Origin of the sequence: Saccharopolyspora gregorii, from assembly GCF_024734405.1 — a bacterium.
Classification (GTDB): Bacteria; Actinomycetota; Actinomycetes; order Mycobacteriales; family Pseudonocardiaceae; genus Saccharopolyspora_C; species Saccharopolyspora_C gregorii.
This window is the reverse complement of the sequence record NZ_CP059556.1, coordinates 5,178,652-5,198,211: the sequence shown is the minus strand read 5'-3', so window position 1 is coordinate 5,198,211 and position 19,560 is coordinate 5,178,652. Positions and strand designations below refer to the sequence as shown.

Sequence of the window (19,560 nt, the reverse complement as noted above, 5' to 3'; positions counted from 1 at the left end):
GAGTGGGTGCTTTCGTAGCCGATGTTCCGCTGCGCTGGTCCGACATGGACGCGTTCGGGCACGTCAACCACGCCAGAACGGTGACCTTGCTGGAGGAGGCCCGGGTGGAGCTGCTGTTCACCGAGGCGGGCAGGCAGGGGCTGCTGGGCATGGCGGAGGGCATGGTGGTCGCGCGCCTCGCCGTCGACTACCGGATCCCGGTGTCGCACTCGGCGGGCACCTTGCAGGTGCGGATGTCGGTGCGAGACCTGAAGCCGGCGTCCTTCGTGATCGACTACTCGGCGTCGACCAGCGGGTCCGCGGAGGTCGCGACCGCGGAGACGCTGATGGTGCCCTACGACCTGAAGGCCGGGCGGCCGCGCAGGCTCAGCACCGACGAACGGGACTTCCTCGCCGAGTGGCAGCCGGTGCTCGCGCAGGCGGAAGCGGGCGACCGTGCCTGAGCTGCGGATGCCCGACCAGGTGGAGCGCGAGGACCTCGGCGCGTTCGTGGCCCGTTCGGTGCGCCTCGACGGGCAGTCGGTGATCCGGCTGCGCAACCGCGGCGGCACCGGCCGGCTCGACGTGTGGGGCGCCACCCCCTTCGACGCGCTGTGCACCCGCTCGGTGGAAGGCGAGGTGGAGCCCGCCGACGTCACCGTGTCCGGCAACGAACTGCTGGCCTCGTTGACCGTCGCGGGCGGGCCGGAGATGGATCCGGGGCCGCAGCGGGACCTGCTGTGGCGTTCCGAGCTGCCGCCGCCGGAGGGGTGGCGGCGGGTGGACGACCTGCCCGCGAAGCTCGTCGGCGAGGTCGCCGACCGCGGCATCGCCATGGCGAAGGAGAACGTCGGCCCGAAGGGCACCCCGCCCGCGTCGCTGCTGGACCAGGAGGTCTTCACCGTCAGCGGGTCCGGGCTGGACGTGAAGATCCCGCTGCGCTGCCTGTTCGTGCTCTCCGGCATGGGGTTCCTCGTCGCGGAACCGGCCGAGTCGGAGATCGTGCGGGTCAGCGCCACCGACTCGTGGTTGCGGATGGACTCCCGCTACGGGGCCGTGGTGCGCCGCAGGCACGCGCTGCTGTCCTTGTTGATGTGATCGGTTCGTCCTGCTCCGGGGGCGGGTGGCGGAACCGCAGCGGTCTTCTCGCCGCGGGATCGATTTCCGCCACCTGAGAAATCGCCGTCCTCGCGAGCGGACCGCTGAGAACCCGCGGGTGGTGGTCGCCGCTCAGCGGCTTCGCCGCTGACGAGCTGACAAGACCACTGCTCAGCGGTAGGAGAGCTTGCGGGTGCACAGGTCCACCGCGGCGCTGACGGCGCCTTCGAGGGGACCGCGGCGGAAGAAGCGCTTCCACAGGTTCGCGAAGCCGAGGGAGAACAGCAGGAACAGCTCGGACATGTAGGTGTTCACGAACCCGACGATGCCTTCGGGGCGGTGCCCGTCGGCGGGGAACGCGGGCAGGTTCGGCACCCATTCGGCTTCCGGGCCCATGCTGGCCAGCTCGTCCAGCGTCTCCGGCACGCCGCTGAGCGGCCAGCCGCCGACGACGATCTGCCAGGACATCACCAGGGCGTGCAGCGCGTACAGCGTCAGCGCCATGGTGCCCGCCTTGATCAGCGGCAGCAGCGGTCGCTCGTAGCGGTCCGCGAGTTCCAGGCACAGCGCCAGGATCGCGACCGCGATGCCCAGCGAGGCGATCAGCTCGAACGAGGAACCGCTGTGCGCGCGGGCCGCCAGCAGCAGCTCCGGGTGCTCCAGCGGCACGGTCCCCTCGGTGAGCACGTCCGGCAGCGGTGGGTAGGTCAGCCCCAGCAGCGCCGTGGTCACGTAGGTGGCGGTGGCGACCGCGGCCCCGCCGATGCCGAGCCGCAGCCGCAGCGCGCGGGACCGCAGGTCGAGCCGGCCGAGGGTGAGTCCGGCCAGCACCAGCGCCAGGTACGTCGCCGCCGGGTAGAACCCGGTCAGCAGCAGGTCCACCACGCCCAGGTCGGCGATCAGGTTGCCCGGGTCGACGGAGTGCCACGCCCCGGCCGCGGCGGCCACCGCGTTGTCCCCGGCGAGCAACCAGCGCAGCAGGAACGACAGCTGCGGCCCGGCGAGGACGAGCACCGCGGCGGCGATCCCGGTGCCGCGCGGGCTCATCCCGAGGAACGGCAGGGACAGCAGGAAGTACACCCCGTAGAACGGGATGATCACGGTGAGCAGGAAGCCGGTGGCCTCGGTGGACTTCGCCAGCGCCAGCCCGATCAGCAGCAGCAGCACGGCGCGGACCGCGACCCGCACCCGCGCGTCCCGCAGCGCGCTGCCGGTCAGCGGCCTGCCGCGCCCGGTGAGCATCGCCAGGGAGACCCCGGCGAGGAAGGTGAACAGGGCGGTCGCGCGTCCGCTGGAGGCCTGCGCCAGCCCCACTTCCACGAATCCGCCGCAGAACGGCGCCCCGAAGTGGATCACGAACATGCCGAAGATGGCGACGAATCGGGCCAGGTCCACCCCGAGCAGGCGGGTACCGCGGGCCTTGGTGGAGCCCTCGGTGCGCTGCGGGGTGGCGTGGTGCGGTGCCGGGCTCGCTGCGGGCATGACGTCCTGGGGATACTGAGGCGGAACTCGGGCGTTGCACAACTTACCCGCCGGTCGCGCCGGGTCGATCGGAAGGTCACCGGGCGCGTCGGGGAACCCGTCACCGGCTCGGCGGCCTGCGGTTCGACCCGATCTCCGCGGCCGGCCCGGCCGGTCGGAGCGGCACCGGTCGCTCCCGGCGGCTCCGTCCGGAGCAGCCGGCCGCCCCGCCTGCGGGGGTCAGATGAGCCACACCGCCGTGTTCGGCGGCAGCCGGTCGCCGTCGAGCTCGCCGCTGGCCAGCAGCACTTCGCCCGGCGGCAGCGTCACCGGTTCCGCCGAGGCGTTCAACGCGCAGGTCAGCGCGCCCGGTTCCCGCCGGAACGCGAAGCAGCCCGCCGGGGCGCCGAACCAGGCCACCTCGTCGCCGCGCAGCGCCGGGTGCTCCTTGCGCAGCTCCAGCGCCCGGCGGTACAGCGACAGCGTCGAGTCCGGGTCCTCCAGCTGGGCTTCCACGGTGTAGTCGGCCCACTCCGCCGACATCGGCCACCAGCCGCCCGGCACGGGGGAGAAGCCGAACGACGGCTCGTCGCCCTCCCACGGCATCGGGCCGCGCGCGGGCGGTGCCGACCGGGATCCGGCACCGGCGCTCGGCAGACCCAGCTCTTCACCGGTGTCCAGGCCGACGATCCCCGGCAGGCCCAGCGACACCAGGGCCAGCGCCCGTGCGCGGGCCTCCCCGGCGGCGCCGCCGCCGAACCGGGTCACCGGGTGCGTCCGGTCCTCCCCGGCCACCACCCACACGGCGGGGACGCCGAGCATCCGCGCGGACGCCAGCATCCGGGTGATGACCTCCCGCAGCTCGCCCGCGTCGAACAGGGTGCGGCCCAACCGCAGGTCGATGCCGATGTCCCAGCCGTCGTGGTCCTGGTAGGCGTCGAACCAGGACTCGTCGATGAGCACGCCGACACCGCGGCCCGGGTAGTCGGCGATGACCGGCGCCAGCGCCCGCAGCACCTCGCGGACCGCGGCTCCCGCCGGGGCGCCCGCGCCGGGCACCGAGGCGACCCGCAGCGCGTCCACGCCGCGGTCCAGCCAGAACCGCGCCGACTCCGCGAACACCTCGTGCTCCGGTGCGGTGAGCTGTTCGATCCGGTCGCGCTGCGCGGTGACGTCCACCGCGACCCGCAGGCCCGCGGCGTGCGCCTCGTCCACCAGCGATTCGAACGATTCCAGCTCGCCCAGCACCGGGTCGACGCCGCGACCCCGCAGCGGATCGGTCAGCGGCGCCGACGCCACCGCGGTCAGCCACAGAGCGTCCACGCCCAGCAGCTCCAGGTAGCCGAGGCGCAGCCGGGCTCCGTCGAGGTCCCCCACCCCGTCACCGTTGGCGTCGGCGAACGACCGGAGGTCCAGCCGGTAGAACACCGCATCGCGCCACCAGGGGGCGGCCGGAGCCGCTCCCGAGTCCCCCACCGGTGCGTTCATGACAAGCGATCAGGCTCCTAGAACCACGAATTCATCATGCTCTGCGCCGCCATCTCCAAGTACTGCCAGAGCTGCTCGCGATGTTCGTCGCCCAGGTCGGCCTCGTCCACCGCTATCCGCATGCAGCGCAGCCACGCGTCCCGCTCCGCAGGACCCACCTTGAACGGTGCGTGCCGCATCCGCAGCCGGGGGTGGCCCCGGCGATCCGAGTAGGTGTGCGGCCCGCCCCAGTACTGCATGAGGAACAGCCGCAGCCGCTCTTCGGCGGGACCGAGGTCCTCCTCCGGGTAGAGCGGGCGCAGCAGCTCGTCCTTCGCCACCTCCTCGTAGAACCGCGCCACGATGAAGCGGAAGGTGGGTTCGCCGCCGACTTGGTCGTAGAAGGTCTCCGGTGCGCTCACACCCGCCATCCTCCCCTGCCGGCGGCACCGCTCATACCTGGGCCGAGTCCAGCTGCGGCCGGCCGTGGGGGTACGGCGGCTCGATGTTCTCCTCGTCGTAGGCCCGCTTGATCGCGACGCGGAGCCTGCGCTGCACCGCCCACTGGGTGCTGGGCCGCACCTTCACCGTGAGCCGCAGCGTGATCGTGTCCGAGGTGATCTTGTCGACGCCGAGCATGTCCGGCGGGTTCAGCACGTCCTTCGACAGCGGTTCCCGGGCGGCGGCCTCGGTGGCGACGCGGAGCGCGACCTCCATGGCCTTCTCCACCGAGCTGGTGTGCGAGATCGGGAAGTCGACGACGGCGACGGCGAAGCCCTGGCTGGAGTTGCCGACGCGCAGGATCTCGCCGTTGCGCACGTACCAGACGGTGCCGTTGAGGTCGCGCAGCGTCGTGACGCGCAGGCCCACGGCCTCCACGGTGCCGCTGGCCTCGCCGAGGTCGACGATGTCGCCGACGCCGTACTGGTCCTCGACCATCATGAACATCCCGGACAGGAAGTCCCGGACGAGGTTCTGCGCGCCGAACGCGACGGCCACGCCCAGCACCCCGGCGGAGGCCAGGATCGGGGCGAGTTCGATGCCCAGCGACTTCAGCGCGTACATCAGCGCCAAGCCGAAGATCACGAACGAGGACAGCGACTTGAGCACCGAGCCGATGGTGCGGGCCCGCTGCATCCGGCGTTCCGAGAGCAGCGCCATCGCCGAGGACTCCGGGCGGCGTTCCTTCAGCGGCACCAGCAGCTTCGGCGTCTTGCCGCCGTTGCCCCTGGTGAGCCGGGAGATGGTGCGGTGCACGAAGTAGCGCACCAGGAGCGCGATGATGACGATCATCAGGATGTTCAGCGGCTTGGCGATGAGCAGCTCGGAGTACATCGCCAGCCACTCGTTGCCGGTCCACGAGAAGACGGTCTGGCACCAGCTGCCGTCGTCCTCGACGCAGTTCGGCTGGGTCAGCAGCGGCTGGGTCAACAGCGGGGGTGTCATGGGTCGGGGGTCTCCATGCTCGGGTGTTGCGAACGTCGAATCGCACCGCGGCAGGACGCGCCCCGCGCCGGTGCCGGCCGACTGCCTGCCGGGAGCTGCGGACGCCCCGCCGTCCGCAGTTCCCGGAGCCGGCCGCGCACCGCTGGACGGGCACGCGCCTACCGCGACTGAGTTGTCAGAGGTGGCGACCGCTCAGGCGAGGGGGAGCCCGGTGGCCTCCGCTAGGAAGGCGATCTGGTCGGTCGCCAGGCCCACGGTACGCGAAACGGACCGGGCGGAGTGCCCCACCTCGGTCTCCCGCCGCAGCAGCACGGGCCGCTGCTGCGGGTCCGAACTCGTGGCGTGCTGGAGGGCCGCGCACATCTTGCGCGCGTGGTTCGGGTCGACCCGGGTGTCGGACTCGTACACCGCGAACAGCACGGACGGGTAGCCGGTGCCCTCGGCGACCGCGTGGTACGGCGAGTACGACAGCAGCCAGTCCAGCTCCTCCGGGTCGTCGGCGGTGCCGTACTCGTCGTTCCAGGTGCGGCCCAGCAGGAACTTCTCGTAGCGCACCATGTCCAGCAGCGGCGCCGAGCACACCACCGCCCGGTACAGCTCCGGGCGTTGCGTCAGCGCCGCGCCGACCAGCAGCCCGCCGTTGGAGCCGCCGGTGATCGCCAGCCGGTCCGGGGAGGTCCAGCCGGTGGACACCAGGTGCTCGGCCGCGGCGTGGAAGTCGTCGAACACGTTCTGCTTGCTCTCGCGCATGCCCGCGCGGTGCCACTGCTCGCCTTCCTCGCCGCCGCCGCGCAGCGAGGGCAGCGCCCATACCCCGCCCGCGGCGACCCAGGCCAGCGCGGTGGGGGAGTAGGACGGTTCCATCGACAGCGAGAACCCGCCGTAACCGGTGACCAGCGCGGGCCGCGGGACGTCCGGCTCGGCGGTCGGCGAGAGCAGGAACATCCGGACGGTGGTGCCGTCCTTCGAGGTGTACTCGACCTGGGAGGAGCGCACCTCCGGAAGCTCCGCCGCGCCCGGTGCGCGCCGCTCCTGCCGCGTGGTGCCGGAGGCCCGGGTGTAGAGGTGTACGCAGGGTGGCGTCGCGAAGTCGGTCCAGCCGATCCACAGCCGGTCCCGGTCGCCCTCGGTCTCCTCGTCGACGGCGGTCAGCGCCGTGATCTGACCGGTGCCCGGCAGCGGGACCTGCTCGGTGCGGTCGCCGGTGACCGGGTCGTGCAGCGCCAGCTCGGACACCGCGTGCCGGGTGCGCAGCACCGCGAGCTTCGGGTCGTCGGTGCCGTCGTCGAACCAGCGCACCGCCTCCAGCACCGAATCCGGGTCCTCGGGGATCAGCTCCTGCCAGTTCGCCGGTTCCGGTGCCTCCGGGTCGGCGACGCAGAGCCGCCAGCGCGGGGCGTCCAGCGTCGTCTGCACGTACAGCCGGCCGTCGCGCTCCACCCACGCCGAGGCGCGGATGCCCTCGGAGGTGTCGACGACCTGGCGCAGCCGCCCGTCCCCGGACAGGTCCGCGATCCACATCGAGTCCCGCCGCGCCGTGCCGGGGCTGCCGTGCACCAGCAGCCAGCGGCCGTCCCGGGACACGCGGGCGTCGTAGTAGAAGGTGTGCTCCAGGCCGTCGCCGTGCACCAGCAGGTCGTCGTCCGGGTGCGCGCCCACCTGGTGGCGCCACACCCGGCGGTGGAACTGCTCCTCGCCGTCCGGCACGGCTTCCGGCGGCAGCCGCCGCACGTAGAAGTACTCGTTGCCGCCCGGCATCCACGAGATCGACGAGTAGCGGCACCGGTCGATGGGGCCTTCCAGCAGCTCGCCGGTGGTCACGTCCAGCACGTGCAGCAGCGACTCCTCGTCACCGCCGACGGAGACCTGGTAGGCGAGCCGGTCGCCCTCCAGGCTCGGCGACCAGCGGTCCAGCGTGGTGAGGCCGGACGGGTCCAGCTCGGTGACGTCCAGCAGCGGCCGCTCCGAACCGTCCTCGTCGAGCAGGTACAGCACCGGGAACTCCTGGCCCGGCGCGCGGCGGGTGAAGAACGCGCGACCGGCCCGCCACACCGGGGCCGACACCGATCCCGCCGAGAGCAGGGACGTCAGGCGCTGCGCGATCTCCGCGCGGCCGGGCAGCGCGTCGAGCCGGGCGCGGGCGAACTCGTCCTGCGCGGCGGACCACTCCTCGGTCCGGGGGTCGGCCGGGTCCTCCAGCGCGCGGTACGGGTCGGGAACCCTCCTGCCGTGCAGGTCGTCGACCACGTCGGCGCGTTCGGCGTGCGGATAGGACAGGGGCGGCTGAACCTTCGTCACGCCCGCCGACGATACGGGGGAACGGGCCGGGGCCGGTGCGGGTGCGGCGGCACCTCGCCGAATTCACCCTGAACGATCAACACCGGAGCCCATACGATCGGCGCAGTGGTGCCGGTCGGACCTCGGAGATCGCTCAGGTCCGCCGCGACCTCGGGCTCGGCCCGCGGCGCAGGTGGCTAGCACGTGGTGAATCACACGTGCGTTCGGGGTGTCGATTGTGGTCGACTGGTCCTTGCCAACCGGTGGAGGTGGTCGCGTGCACGACCGAATACCGACTCCGACAGGCGCGGCCGCCGGGCTCGCGCCTCGGGCGACGCTGTGCCACGCGCCGCCCGCCGGGCAGTCGGGCACTTCCGCACCCGCCTGGCGCAAGCGGCGGGTGCTGCTGCTCAACACGACCTTCGAACCGCTGACCGCGCTTCCGCTGCGCAGGGCGATCGTGCTGCTGGTCTGCGGCAAGGCGGAGGTCGTGCACGGCGACTCGGCGGGGCTGGTGCTGCACTCGGCCACCAGCAGCCACCAGGTGCCGTCGGTCATCCGGCTCAGCAGCTTCGTCCGCGTCCCGTACCGGGGGCGCGTTCCGCTCACCCGGTCCGCGCTGATGCACCGCGACGGGCATCGCTGCGTGTACTGCGGGGGGCGGGCCGAGACGATCGATCACGTGGTGCCGCGCAGCCGGGGCGGGCCGCACGAGTGGGAGAACTGCGTCGCTTGCTGCACCAGGTGCAACCACCGCAAGGCGGACAAGACGCTCAGCGAACTGGGCTGGCAGCTGCCGGTGGCCCCGCACGCTCCGCGCGGCAGGCACTGGCGGCTGATCGCCGGGCTGTCCGAGACGGACCCGCTGTGGCTGCCGTACCTGGGCGAATCGGCGGCGTGACGGCGCTGCGGACACGTCAGGCCGCCGCGGTGAGCTGACGGGAACTCCGGCCGCTGATCCGCACGCCGCGGTCCTGGCCGGAGATCCGGACGCCGCGGTAGGCCGAGCTAATGCGCACGCCCGCTTGCGAGCTGATCCGGACGCCGCGGTCCGCCGCACTGATGCGGACGCCGCGCTCGGCTGCGCTGATCCGGACGCCTGCTTGCGAGCTGATCCGGACGCCGCGGTCCGCCGCACTGATGCGGACGCCGCGCTCGGCTGCGCTGATCCGGACGCCTGCTTGCGAGCTGATCCGGACGCCGCGGTCCTCGGCGCTGATCCGGACGCCGCGGTCGGTGCTGCTGATCCGGACGCCGTGCCGGCCGCTGATCCGCACGCCGCGGTCCTGGCCGGAGATCCGGACGCCCGCCCGCGAGCTGATGCGGACGCCGCGGTCGGTGCTGCTGATGCGCACGCCCTGCTGGCCGCTGATCCGCACGCCGGCCCGGCTGCTGATGCGGACGCCGCGCCGCTGCGAGCTGATCCGGACCCCGCGGTTCTCGCCGCTGATCCGGACGCCCGCCCGCGAGCTGATCCGGACCCCGCAGCGCGAGCTGATCCGCACGCCGCGGTCCTCGCCGCTGATCCGGACGCCGCGCTCCTGACCTGAGATCCGGACGCCTGCCTGCGAGCTGATCCGCACGCCGCGGTCCGCACCGCTGATGCGCACGCCGCGGTCGTGGCCGGAGATCCGGACGCCTTGCTCGGTGCCGCTGATCCGGACGCCGGTCCGCGAGCTGATCCGGACGCCGCGCTCCTGACCTGAGATCCGGACGCCTGCCTGCGAGCTGATCCGCACGCCGCGGTCCGCACCGCTGATGCGCACGCCGCGGTCGTGGCCGGAGATCCGGACGCCCCGCTCGGTGCCGCTGATCCGGACGCCGGTCCGCGAGCTGATCCGGACACCGCGCTCCTGACCTGAGATCCGGACACCGCGCTCCTCGCCGCTGATCCGCACGCCTGCCCGCGAGCTGATCCGGACCCCGCAGCGCGAGCTGATCCGCACACCGCGGTCCTCGCCGCTGATCCGCACGCCGCGTTCGGTGCCGCTGATGCGGACGCCGCGGTCGCCGCCGCTGATGCGCACGCCCCGCGAGCTGATCCGCACGCCCCGGTCTTCGCCGCTGATCCGGACCCCGCGGTCCGCCGAGCTGATCCGCACCCCGCGCCGGGCGCCGCTGATGCGGACTCCGGACTGCGAGCTGATCCGCACGCCCCGGTCGGCACCGCTGATCCGGACCCCGCGATCCGTCCCGCTGATGCGGATGCCGGAAGCCGTGTGCGGAACGTGTTCGACAAGGGGCTGCGCGTTCTGGAAAATGGTGCCAAGATTGCGCTGAGCGGCGGTGTTGATCGACGACATGGTGTGCCTCCCGCAGGCGAATGGACTGTCCATGGGGCTAGTGATCAAATATGCAAGACCCATACAGGTGAAAAACTAGAAGCGCGGGAGCGTTCAAACAAGCCGCCAACTCGCCGCCCGCTGCGACCTTCTGGATGGGCTCCATTCGGCGGCGGCGATTGCGCTGAAAGAGTTACATTACGTGAGGCGCGACACGCTTGACTAGTGACTTTCGGTAGCCCTTGTCCTGCTCAGGGCCGGGATGGTCACGTGCGGTCACGGAATCGACGTGCGCTGCTCACCAGGCGTGGCCTGGCCCGTGCGCCGCCGCGGCGGTCGGCGTCGGCGGTCGCGGGAGTCGCCGGCGACGCTCGGGATGGTCCTGCCGAGCCCGTTCCGCGGGGCGAATCCCCTGTTCGGCGCCGGTCCCCGGCACCAGGAGTGACCGCGGTGGCGGGGCGGGTCCGAAGAGCAGGTTCCTCGCACGAAACCGTTCTCGTGTCAAGAACGGCCCCGGCTCACCCGTTCGGACGCACGTGTTTTCACCGGAAATTGAAGTCGCGTGCTCCCGGGCGCGGGCGGATCGACCGGCTGCGGTACCGATTCCGCCGATCGGATTCTGCACCGGTCCGCGCGATCCGGTGCGCGAGGAATTGTCGTTTCCCCAGGTGGCGGAGAGGTCTCGCCGGTCTTGTTCCGCGTGCGCGGAAAAGCGGATCGGAGTTGTCCACAAGAATGCCGGGCTGTCCACAGGCCGGTTCGCGGCGGCGGCCGGACCTCGGGCGGAGGACACGGGCGTGCCGTGGCGTCGTCCCACGCGGCGACGTGATCGGCTACCGTGCTCAGCGTGACTGCGGTTGAGACCTTCCTCGTGCTGGCGGTGATCCCGGCGTCCGTGTACCTCCTGGTCGCGCTGATCACCCTCCGCTCGAAGCTGACCCGTTCCCGATACCGCGCAGGGCAGGACTGGGAGTTCGCCCCGGTGTTCTGGGTGGCCGATCCGGCGCGCGTGAGCACCGCGCCGCCGGGCGACCAGGACTCCGCGGAGACGGCGTCCGCCGCAGCCGAGCACGCGCACAGCACCGACCGGGGAGGCGCACGTGGCCACTGGTGAGATCACCGGCGAGGGCCGCTCCGGCGGCGACCAGGACCTGGCGACCGGGGAGGCGGTGACCGCGACCGGCCGGCTGTCCATCGCCCGGCGCGTCCGCCCGGAAGGGCCGCACCTGCCGTTCAGCACCGGTCAGCTCGCCCGGCTCGACGAGGCGCTCACCCTCTCCAGCCGCAGCACCGGGCTGGAGTTCGCGGTGTACCTGGGCGACCTCGGCGAGCAGACCCGGGAGACCGCGGGCGAGCTGCACGCCAACCTCGGGGCGCGCGCCGCCGAAGGGGTGCTGCTGGCGGTGTCGCCGCAGCAGCGGGCGGTGGAGATCGTGACCGGCGAGGAGTCGAAGCGCCGCGTCCCGGACCGCAGTTGCCAGCTGGCGCTGATGACGATGGTCGCTTCGTTCAAGGAGGGCGAGATGATCGAAGGGCTGCTCAGCGCGTTGCGGATGCTCGCCGACGCCGCCGGCACCCAGCGCTGAGCCGAACCCGGCGCTCGACCCGAACGTGAAGCGGGGGCGGACCCGACCAGGTCCGCCCCCGTTCTCGTGCCCGCGGGTTACGAGCGGTCGAACTCGCGCGCGGCCAGCGCCCGCACGATCCCGGCCCGCCCCTCGGAGACCAGCCGCCGCAGCGCCGCCGGCCGCTCCTCGGCGAGCCAGGCGTCGGCGGCGTCGACGGTGCTCTGCCGCACGGCCCAGGACGGGAACAGCCCGATGACGGTGGGCTGCGCGCGCTCGCTGGACCGCCGCTGCCACACCTCGTCGATCTCGGCGAAGTAGCGCTCCACGTAGGAGGCCAGCAGCTCGCGCTGCCCCGGGTGCTGGAACCCGGCGATGATCGCGTCGCTGACCGCGTTCGGCAGTTCGTCGTCGTGCACGGCGCGCTGCCAGGCGCGTTCCTTGGACTCCGGGGTGGGGATGAGCGACCGCGCCCGCTCGGCCTTGCGGCGGCCGGTGGCGGTCCGGTCCTGGTCGAGCTCGGCGTCGATCTCGTCCTCGGCGGCGGCGCCGTGCGCGACGAGCGCCTGCAGCAGCAGCCAGCGCAGGTCGGTGTCGACGGCGAGCCCCGGCAGCGGCTCCGTGCCGTCCAGCCAGCCGCGCACCGCCGCGAGGTGCTGCTCGCCGAGCACCGAGGAGGCCAGCGTGTTCACGAACGCCAGCTGGTGGTCCGACCCCGGTTCGGCGGCCCGCGCCAGTTCCAGCATCCGGGTGGAGAACCGGTCCCAGCCCTCGGGCTGCCAGTCGGCGTCGGCGTAGGAGGCCAGCGCGGTCTGGGTCTGCAGCAGGACCCGCTGCACCACGCCGATCTCGCTCTCCGCGCCGATCCCGGAGTCGGCGGAGCGGCCGAGCACGAGGCTGACGAAGTCGCGCGCCTTGAGCTCCGCCTCCCGGGTCATCTCCCAGGCGGTGGACCAGCACAGTGCGCGCGGCAGCGACTGCTCGATGTCGCCGATCCGGTCGATGAGCGTGGCCAGCGACTCGGGGTCGAGCCGCATCGTGCAGTAGGTGAGGTCGTCGTCGTTGACCAGCACCAGCTTGCCGCGGTGCACGCCGACCAGGTCCGGCACCGCGGTGCGCTCACCGCTGACGTCCAGTTCGACGCGGTGGGTGCGCACGAGCCGCCCGGTGGCCGGGTCGTCGTCGTAGACGCCGATCGCGAGCCGGTGGGTGCGGTGCTCACCCGCACCGGGGCGGGCGCCGTTCTGCACGACGGTGAACTCGGTGAACCGGCCCTCGTCGTCGGTGCTGAACCGGGGGCGCAGCATGTTCAGGCCGGTGGTCTGCAGCCACTGGGCGCTCCACCAGGACAGGTCGCGCCCGGACGCCTCCTCCAGGGCCAGCAGCAGGTCGTTCAGGGTGGCGTTGCCCCACGCGTGCCGCTCGAAGTAGCCGCGCAGCCCGGCGAGGAAGTTGTCCAGCCCCACGTACGCGACGAGCTGCTTGAGCACCGAAGCGCCCTTGGCGTAGGTGATGCCGTCGAAGTTCACCTCGACGGCCTGCAGGTCGGGGATGTCGGCGGCGACCGGGTGCGTGGAGGGCAGCTGGTCCTGCCGGTACGCCCAGGACTTCTCGACGCTGGCGAAGGTGGTCCAGGCGCTCGTGTACTGCGTGCCGCCGACCTGCGCGAGCACGCTGGCCCAGGTGGCGAACGACTCGTTGAGCCACAGGTCGTCCCACCAGCGCATGGTGACGAGGTCGCCGAACCACATGTGCGCCATCTCGTGCAGCACGGTCTCGGCGCGGCGCTCGTAGAGGTAGCCGGTGACCTTCGACCGGAAGACGAAGTCCTCCAGGAAGGTGACGCAGCCGGCGTTCTCCATGGCGCCCGCGTTGAACTCCGGCACGAAGCACTGGTCGTACTTGCCGAACGGGTAGGGGACCCCGAACGCCTTGTGGTAGAAGGCGAAGCCCTGCTTGGTCTCGGTGAACAGCCGCTCCGCGTCGAGGTGCTCGGCGAGCGAGGCGCGGCAGTACAGGCCCAGCGGGATCGGGTCCTGGCCGTCCTCGCCGGGGAACTCGTCGCGCCACTCCGCGTAGGGGCCCGCGACGAGCGCGACCAGGTAGGTCGACATCCGTTCGGTGGTCTCGAACGCGTGGGTGCGGGTATCACCGGTTCCGGTGATCTCGGCGGGCGCGTTGGAGATGACCTTCCAGGACGCGGGCGCGTGCACCGTGATCCGGTAGGTGGCCTTGAGGTCGGGCTGGTCGAAGCAGGTGAACATCCGCTTCGCGTCGGCCGTCTCGAACTGGCTGTAGAGGTAGACGCCGCCGTCGACGGGGTCGATGAAGCGGTGCAGCCCCTCACCGGTGTTGGTGTAGGAGAGGTCGGCGCGCACCACGAGCTCGTTGTCCGCGGCGAGCTCCGGCAGCGCGAGCCCGGTGTCCTCGGCGTAGCCGGACACGTCGAGCTCGACGCCGTTGAGCGTCGCCCCGTGCACCTGCGCGGCCATCAGATCGATCCAGGTCGACTCGCCCGGCCGGGTGCTGCGGAACCGCACCGTCGTGGTGGAACCGAAGGTCCGCACGTCCGGCCCGTTCGCGCCGTCGGAGAGGTCCAGTTCGATCACGTAGGACTCGACGTCGAGCAGCGCGGCGCGCTGTTCAGCCTGGTCCTGGGTGAGGTTCGGCGGAGCCACGGATCACCTCGTTGTTCGTTGGGATGGCGCACCGGACGATCCGCGCCGGTGCGGGGCGCTGGAAATCCAATCACGCCGGGGCGCGGCCGTGCCGCCCGACGCCTGATCATCGCCGCCGGGCGTGTCGGCGAGCCCGGGAATTCCGGGGAATTCGCGGCTCGGACGCCGTTCATCCGGGAATACCGGCACATTCCACACTCGTTCGGGCCGAACGGGAAGAGCGGCGGGCCGGGCCGGGTTGTACGGATGGCGGGTGTCCGCCCGCGCCGATCGATCTCCGTGCCGGGGCACGGAGCACGTAGCACTGTGGAGGGTTCGTCCATGAGCACCGAGCGTCCGAAGGTCGACTTCTACTTCGACCCGGCCTGCCCCTTCGCCTGGGTCTCGTCCCGCTGGATGCTGGAGGTCGCCCAGGTCCGGGACATCGACCTGAACTTCCGGGTGATGAGCCTGGCGGTGCTGAACGAGGGGCGGGACCTCCCGGCGGAGTACCAGGACCTGATGAAGCGGGCGTGGGGCCCGGTCCGGGTCGCGATCGCCGCCGCCGAGCAGCACGGCGAGGAGGTGCTCAGCCCGCTGTACACGGCGCTGGGGCGCCGGATCCACGACGAGGGGAACAAGGACTTCGAGCAGGTCGTCGCCGCCGCGTTGGACGAGGTCGGGCTCCCCGCGTCGCTGGCGGGTGCCGCCGAGGTCACCGACTACGACGAGAAGCTGCGCGCCAGCCACCACGCCGGGATGGACCCGGTGGGCGACGACGTCGGCACGCCCACCATCCACGTGGACGGGGTGGCGTTCTTCGGCCCGATCACCACCCGCATCCCGCGCGGGGAGCAGGCGGGCGAGCTGTTCGACGCGGCGCGCACGCTGGCCGGCTACCCGTACTTCTTCGAGCTCAAGCGCACCCGCACGGAGTCCCCGCGGTTCGACTGATCCTCGACCGCTGTCGCTCGGGGGTCGGGCGGCGGAACCCCAGCGGCCTTCTCGCTGCGGGATCGATTCCACCGGTGGCGCCGCCACGGAGGAATCGCTGGCCTCGCGGGGAAACGGCTGAGAACCCGCGGGGGCCGGGCCGCGTGCGGGGTCGCTGCTCGGCGGCTTCGCCGCCGGGGCTCGGACCGCGGGTGGGGCGCGGTAGCGTCCTCGGGCCGGTGGTGTTCGGGTTGCGGGGGTGTCGTGGTGGGCGCCGAAGTGTTGATCACGCGGTCGCGGGAGCGCGCGCCCGGTGCGCCGGCGCTGCTGTGCCTGCCGGGCACGATGTGCGACCCGGTGATCTTCGACGGGCTCGCGGTGGCGACCGGCACCGACGTGCTGGTCGCGCCGTGGCTGGAGTGGCCGGGGCCGCACCAGGTGGTGCCGCTCGGCGCCCGGGTCGCGGAACTGGCCGCGGAGCACGCGCCGGTGGTGCTGCTCGGGCACTCCACCGGCGCGGTGATTGCGCTGTGCGCGGCGTTGCACGACCGGGCATCCGGCGCGGTGCGCGGCGTGCTGTGCTGCGACAGCGGCGCGAACATGCGCGGCCACGGCGACGTGGACGCGATCATCGACCGGGTAGCGCGGCAGTGGGGCCCGGAGCTGTGGCGGGCGGTGGCGCGCCGATCCGTGCACCTGCCGCCGCCCGCGCCCGTCGCGGACCGGCTCGACGCCTACCCGGCCGGGCTGGACCGGGACGCGGTGCTGGCGGTGTTGCGCAGCCAGCGCGACACCGACCTGGCTCCGCGGCTGGGCGAGCTCGCGGGGCTCCCGGCGCTGGTGGTGCACGGCCGGTTCGACGCCGCCCGGACACCGGGGCACGCGCGGGAGCTGGCCGGGCTGCTCGGCGCCCCGGAACCGGTGCTGCTGGAGTGCGGGCACACCCCGCCGGTGGAGCTGCCGGAGCGCTTCGGCGCGGAGGTGGCGCGGTTCCTGCAACGGCTGTCCTGAACCGCGGCTCGGGACGCGTTCGGGGGTCGCACGTCCGGAAGTTCCGATCTTCGGGTGGTGCGCCCGCGATCCGCGGTGTGCCAGGCTCGGCGAAGACCCTGATCGCTGATCTGCCGGAGGAGACCCATGGCGGCGCCCACGACCAGCCGGACCGACCACGTCATCGGCGGCGAGTACGTCGCCGGGGCCGGGGAGCGGATCGAGGTGGTCGACCCGGCCACCGAGCAGGTGATCGGCTCGGTCCCCGCCGGGACGGTCCAGGAGGTGGACGCGGCGGTGGCCGCGGCCCGCGCCGCCTTCGACGACTGGGCCGCGCGTCCGGTCGAGGAGCGCTCGGCCGCGGTGCGCCGCATCTCGGAGGGCATCGCGCGGCGCCGCGACGAGATCGCCGCGACGGTCACCGCCGAGATGGGGTCGCCGATCACGTTCGCCACCCAGGTGCACGCGAGCGTGCCGGTGGCGACCTCCCGCGGCATCGCCGACCTGCTCGACCAGGGCTACCAGTGGAGCGAGGAGTCCGGTGGCTCGCTGATCGTCCGGGAACCGATCGGAGTGGTCGCGGCGATCACCCCGTGGAACTACCCGCTGCACCAGGTGGTGGCGAAGGTCGCCCCGGCGCTCGCCGCCGGCTGCACCGTGGTGCTCAAGCCCAGCGAGGTCGCCCCGCTCACCGCCGCCATCTTCGCCGAGGTCGTCGCGGAGGCCGGGCTGCCCGCCGGGGTGTTCAACCTGGTGCACGGCACCGGCCCGGTGGTGGGGGAGGCGCTGGCCGCGCACCGCGACGTGGACATGGTGTCGTTCACCGGTTCCACCCGCGCCGGTCGCCGCGTCTCGGAGGTGGCGGCGCGGACGGTGAAGCGGGTGGCGCTGGAGCTCGGCGGCAAGTCGGCGAACGTGGTCCTCGACGACGCGGACCTGGCGAAGGCGGTGAAGCTGGGCGTCGCGGGCTGCTTCCCGAACGGCGGTCAGAGCTGCAACGCGTTGAGCCGGATGCTCGTCCCCGAATCCCGCTATGCGGAGGCGGTGGAGCTCGCGGTCGGCGCCGTCGCCAAGTACACCGTCGGCGACCCCGCGGACGAGACCACCCGCATCGGTCCGATGGTCTCGGACGTGCAGCGCGACCGCGTCGTCGACTACATCCGCCAGGGCATCGCCGAAGGAGCCTCGGTGGCGGTGGGCGGGCCGGACGCGCCGGAGGGGCTGGACACCGGCTACTTCGTGCGCCCCACCGTGTTCACCGGCGTCACCCCGGACATGACGATCGCCCGCGAGGAGATCTTCGGCCCGGTCCTGTCGATCCTGCCGTACCGCGACGAGGAGGAGGCGATCGCGATCGCCAACGACTCCGAGTACGGCCTGTCCGGCGCCGTCTTCGGCTCCGACGAGCGGGCGCTGGCGGTGGCGCGGCGGCTGCGCACCGGGCAGGTCGCGGTGAACGGCGGCGCGTTCGACCCGAACGCCCCGTTCGGCGGCTACAAGCAGTCCGGCAACGGCCGCGAGTTCGGCAGGCACGGCCTCGAAGAATTCCTGGAGGTCAAGGCCATCCTCCGGTGAGTCGCGCACGACCGGCCCGGCGCTCCGGACCGCTCCCGGGTCGAGACCTGCTGATCAACACGGTGCGGCTCCCCGAGACCTAGGTCCGGGAGGAGGCGAGCGCTCGGCTCGACGAGTGCTGGACCGGCACCTGACCCCGCCGGCTCCCGCTGCTTAACCTGGTGACGTGATCGAGGTCCGGGAGTGGCACGAGTGGCCGTCGGCGGAGGCGGAGGCCGTCGCCGTGCAGGAACGGTTGCGGTCGGAGGTGCGGTTCGACGGGTTCCCCGCGGAGGTCCGCACGGCCGCCGGGCTGGACGTCGCCTACGGCGCGGACGACGACGAGGTGATCGCGGCGGTCACGGTGCTCGACCTCGCCGAGCTGTCCGTCGTGGACAGGTCGGTGGTGCGGTCCCGCGTCGCATTCCCCTACGTGCCGGGCCTGTTCGCGTTCCGCGAAGCACCGCCGCTGCTGGCCGCGTTGACCGGGCTGGAGGTGGAGCCGGACGTACTGGTCTGCGACGGGCAGGGGCTGGCGCACCCGCGGCGGTTCGGGTTGGCCTGCCACCTCGGGGTGCTCACGGACCTGCCGAGCGTCGGCGTCGGCAAGACCGCGCTGGGCCGCTACGACCCGCCCGGCCCGGAACGCGGTGATCGGGCTCCGCTGCTGCTGGACGACGAACCGGTGGGCGCCGCGCTGCGCACCCGCCGCGCGGTGAAGCCGGTGTTCGTCTCGGTCGGCCACCGCTGCACCCTCGACGAGGCGTGCGAGCTGGTCCTGCGCCTCACCCCGCACTACCGCCTGCCGGAGACCACGCGCACCGCCGACCGGCTGGGCCGCGCCGAAGCCCGCGGCACCTGAGCGCGCCCGCTCCGGTCACCGGCGCCCGGTCGGCTCCACGACGAGGTTTCCGCCGCGGTCCCACCGCTCGTGGCGCACGAGGTTCCCGGCGGCGTCGAACTCGCGCCGTTCGGCGAGGCGGCCGTTCGCGTGCCACTCGCGTTGGCTGCCGACGGACCGGCCATCCCGCATCCGGCCGTCCTTCCGCAGCCGTCCCGAGGACCGCCACTCCTGGTAGTGGCCGTCGGGGTATCCGGCGAAGTACGAGCGGGTGGAGACGAGTTCGCCGTCCGCGGACCGTTCCACCACGACGCCGGTGAACGGTTCGCCGCGGTGGAAGACCAGACCGGTGGGATCCATCTCGATGTCGTCCTCGTCGACGTGAATCTCACCCACGGCGGTCCTCCGCGCTGCTCGGCTCCGCGCGAGTGCCGGGGCGGATCAGCTCGCTTCTTCCGCTGCGCGCAGTTTGTCGGCGAACCACGCCGGGAGGTTCGGCTCGTCCCGGGGGAACATGGCCTGTTCGTCGGTGTACGCGCGCAACGGTGGTTCGTCGTGCCACTGCGGTGGGTTGTCCCGGTTGTAGACGATCTCGAAGTCGGCGGGTGGGTTCAGCCGGTAAAACGTGGAGAACCAGGTGCCCAGGCGTGGCCGGTGCATGCCGACGCGCAGGCGCCAGAGCAGGTTCCACACCTCCTCCGGAGGTGCCCACTGGACCAGTTCGCCCGCCGAGTTCTTCGCACCCGCGCCTACTTGAACGTGGCGTCCGATCGCCTTGTACTCGACGGCGAGGCGGCTCCAGTCCTGCGGTGCGGAGCGCTGGACGAGGTCGGTGACCTCGTCCAGCAGCGCCTTCTGCTCGACGGGGTCCAGTTCCAGGTTCGTCATCGTGTCCTCTGATCCGTTCCCGCATGTGGGCCGACCCGGCCGGAGAAGCTCAGTGCACGCCGGAGCACCGTGCGTCGGCGAAGTGGGGACGCGGTCGCCCGTACCCGTTGACCCCCTGGTGC

Annotated in this window: 18 protein-coding genes; 9 read left to right on the top strand and 9 right to left on the bottom strand. The window is 72.5% G+C overall.

Features of this window, described 5'->3' with window-relative positions:
- The first annotated feature begins 2 nt into the window (after positions 1 to 2).
- Positions 3 to 443 (top strand): acyl-CoA thioesterase, encoded by a 441-nt coding sequence (locus tag H1226_RS22585; protein WP_258342396.1) that lies wholly within the window; start codon positions 3 to 5, stop codon positions 441 to 443.
- Positions 436 to 1,077 carry a hypothetical protein gene (locus H1226_RS22580; RefSeq protein ID WP_225044118.1) on the top strand — a complete coding sequence of 214 codons (642 nt, stop codon included), beginning with the start codon at positions 436 to 438 and terminating at the stop codon, positions 1,075 to 1,077. The genes H1226_RS22585 and H1226_RS22580 overlap by 8 nt, the downstream gene beginning before the upstream one ends.
- Positions 1,078 to 1,248: 171 nt before the next feature.
- Here H1226_RS22580 and H1226_RS22575 read toward each other — a convergent pair whose 3' ends face one another.
- The 5 genes from H1226_RS22575 to H1226_RS22555 form a co-directional block, all read right to left on the bottom strand.
- Positions 1,249 to 2,559, bottom strand: coding sequence for a DUF418 domain-containing protein (locus tag H1226_RS22575; protein ID WP_224959359.1), 1,311 nt, complete (start codon positions 2,557 to 2,559; stop codon positions 1,249 to 1,251).
- A 219-nt stretch (positions 2,560 to 2,778) separates the two neighbouring features.
- Positions 2,779 to 4,026 (bottom strand): alpha-amylase family glycosyl hydrolase, encoded by a 1,248-nt coding sequence (locus tag H1226_RS22570; protein WP_225044119.1) that lies wholly within the window; start codon positions 4,024 to 4,026, stop codon positions 2,779 to 2,781.
- A gap of 17 nt (positions 4,027 to 4,043) precedes the next feature.
- Positions 4,044 to 4,436 (bottom strand): globin, encoded by a 393-nt coding sequence (locus H1226_RS22565; protein ID WP_224959363.1) that lies wholly within the window; start codon positions 4,434 to 4,436, stop codon positions 4,044 to 4,046.
- A gap of 22 nt (positions 4,437 to 4,458) precedes the next feature.
- The gene (locus H1226_RS22560; RefSeq protein WP_258342395.1) at positions 4,459 to 5,451 is read right to left on the bottom strand and encodes a mechanosensitive ion channel family protein; all 993 of its coding nucleotides are present in this window, start codon (positions 5,449 to 5,451) and stop codon (positions 4,459 to 4,461) included.
- 192 nt (positions 5,452 to 5,643) lie between these two features.
- The gene (locus H1226_RS22555) at positions 5,644 to 7,749 is read right to left on the bottom strand and encodes a prolyl oligopeptidase family serine peptidase (RefSeq protein WP_224959365.1); all 2,106 of its coding nucleotides are present in this window, start codon (positions 7,747 to 7,749) and stop codon (positions 5,644 to 5,646) included.
- A 256-nt stretch (positions 7,750 to 8,005) separates the two neighbouring features.
- Here H1226_RS22555 and H1226_RS22550 point away from each other — a divergent pair, with 256 nt between their 5' ends.
- Complete coding sequence (locus H1226_RS22550; RefSeq protein WP_373689978.1) at positions 8,006 to 8,629, top strand: HNH endonuclease; 624 nt, start codon at positions 8,006 to 8,008, stop codon at positions 8,627 to 8,629.
- 16 nt (positions 8,630 to 8,645) lie between these two features.
- On the opposite strand, the gene H1226_RS22545 is transcribed toward H1226_RS22550, so the two are convergent.
- Positions 8,646 to 10,031 carry a right-handed parallel beta-helix repeat-containing protein gene (locus tag H1226_RS22545; RefSeq protein WP_258342394.1) on the bottom strand — a complete coding sequence of 462 codons (1,386 nt, stop codon included), beginning with the start codon at positions 10,029 to 10,031 and terminating at the stop codon, positions 8,646 to 8,648.
- 826 nt (positions 10,032 to 10,857) lie between these two features.
- Between H1226_RS22545 and ctaJ the strand changes: the two genes are divergently transcribed.
- The gene (gene ctaJ / locus H1226_RS22540; protein WP_224959367.1) at positions 10,858 to 11,124 is read left to right on the top strand and encodes an aa3-type cytochrome oxidase subunit CtaJ; all 267 of its coding nucleotides are present in this window, start codon (positions 10,858 to 10,860) and stop codon (positions 11,122 to 11,124) included.
- On the top strand, positions 11,111 to 11,596 hold the full coding sequence (locus H1226_RS22535; protein ID WP_224959368.1) for a DUF5130 family protein: 486 nt from the start codon (positions 11,111 to 11,113) through the stop codon (positions 11,594 to 11,596). Before ctaJ ends, H1226_RS22535 begins: the two co-directional genes overlap by 14 nt.
- Before the next feature lie 77 nt (positions 11,597 to 11,673).
- Here H1226_RS22535 and pepN read toward each other — a convergent pair whose 3' ends face one another.
- Complete coding sequence (gene pepN, locus H1226_RS22530; protein WP_258342393.1) at positions 11,674 to 14,253, bottom strand: aminopeptidase N; 2,580 nt, start codon at positions 14,251 to 14,253, stop codon at positions 11,674 to 11,676.
- A gap of 321 nt (positions 14,254 to 14,574) precedes the next feature.
- Here pepN and H1226_RS22525 point away from each other — a divergent pair, with 321 nt between their 5' ends.
- The 4 genes from H1226_RS22525 (at position 14,575) to H1226_RS22510 (ending at position 18,571) form a co-directional block, all read left to right on the top strand.
- Entirely contained in the window at positions 14,575 to 15,186 is a 612-nt protein-coding gene (locus H1226_RS22525) for a mycothiol-dependent nitroreductase Rv2466c family protein (RefSeq protein ID WP_224959370.1), read from the top strand.
- A gap of 246 nt (positions 15,187 to 15,432) precedes the next feature.
- Positions 15,433 to 16,176, top strand: coding sequence for an alpha/beta fold hydrolase (locus H1226_RS22520; protein ID WP_258342392.1), 744 nt, complete (start codon positions 15,433 to 15,435; stop codon positions 16,174 to 16,176).
- Between the two features lie 126 nt (positions 16,177 to 16,302).
- Positions 16,303 to 17,730 carry an aldehyde dehydrogenase family protein gene (locus tag H1226_RS22515; RefSeq protein ID WP_258342391.1) on the top strand — a complete coding sequence of 476 codons (1,428 nt, stop codon included), beginning with the start codon at positions 16,303 to 16,305 and terminating at the stop codon, positions 17,728 to 17,730.
- 169 nt (positions 17,731 to 17,899) lie between these two features.
- Positions 17,900 to 18,571 (top strand): endonuclease V, encoded by a 672-nt coding sequence (locus tag H1226_RS22510; protein ID WP_258349479.1) that lies wholly within the window; start codon positions 17,900 to 17,902, stop codon positions 18,569 to 18,571.
- Positions 18,572 to 18,586: 15 nt separating this feature from the next.
- On the opposite strand, the gene H1226_RS22505 is transcribed toward H1226_RS22510, so the two are convergent.
- Both H1226_RS22505 and H1226_RS22500 read right to left on the bottom strand, forming a co-directional pair.
- Positions 18,587 to 18,946, bottom strand: coding sequence for a toxin-antitoxin system YwqK family antitoxin (locus H1226_RS22505; RefSeq protein WP_258342390.1), 360 nt, complete (start codon positions 18,944 to 18,946; stop codon positions 18,587 to 18,589).
- 45 nt (positions 18,947 to 18,991) lie between these two features.
- Entirely contained in the window at positions 18,992 to 19,438 is a 447-nt protein-coding gene (locus H1226_RS22500; RefSeq protein WP_258342389.1) for a hypothetical protein, read from the bottom strand.
- Positions 19,439 to 19,560: the final 122 nt, after the last annotated feature.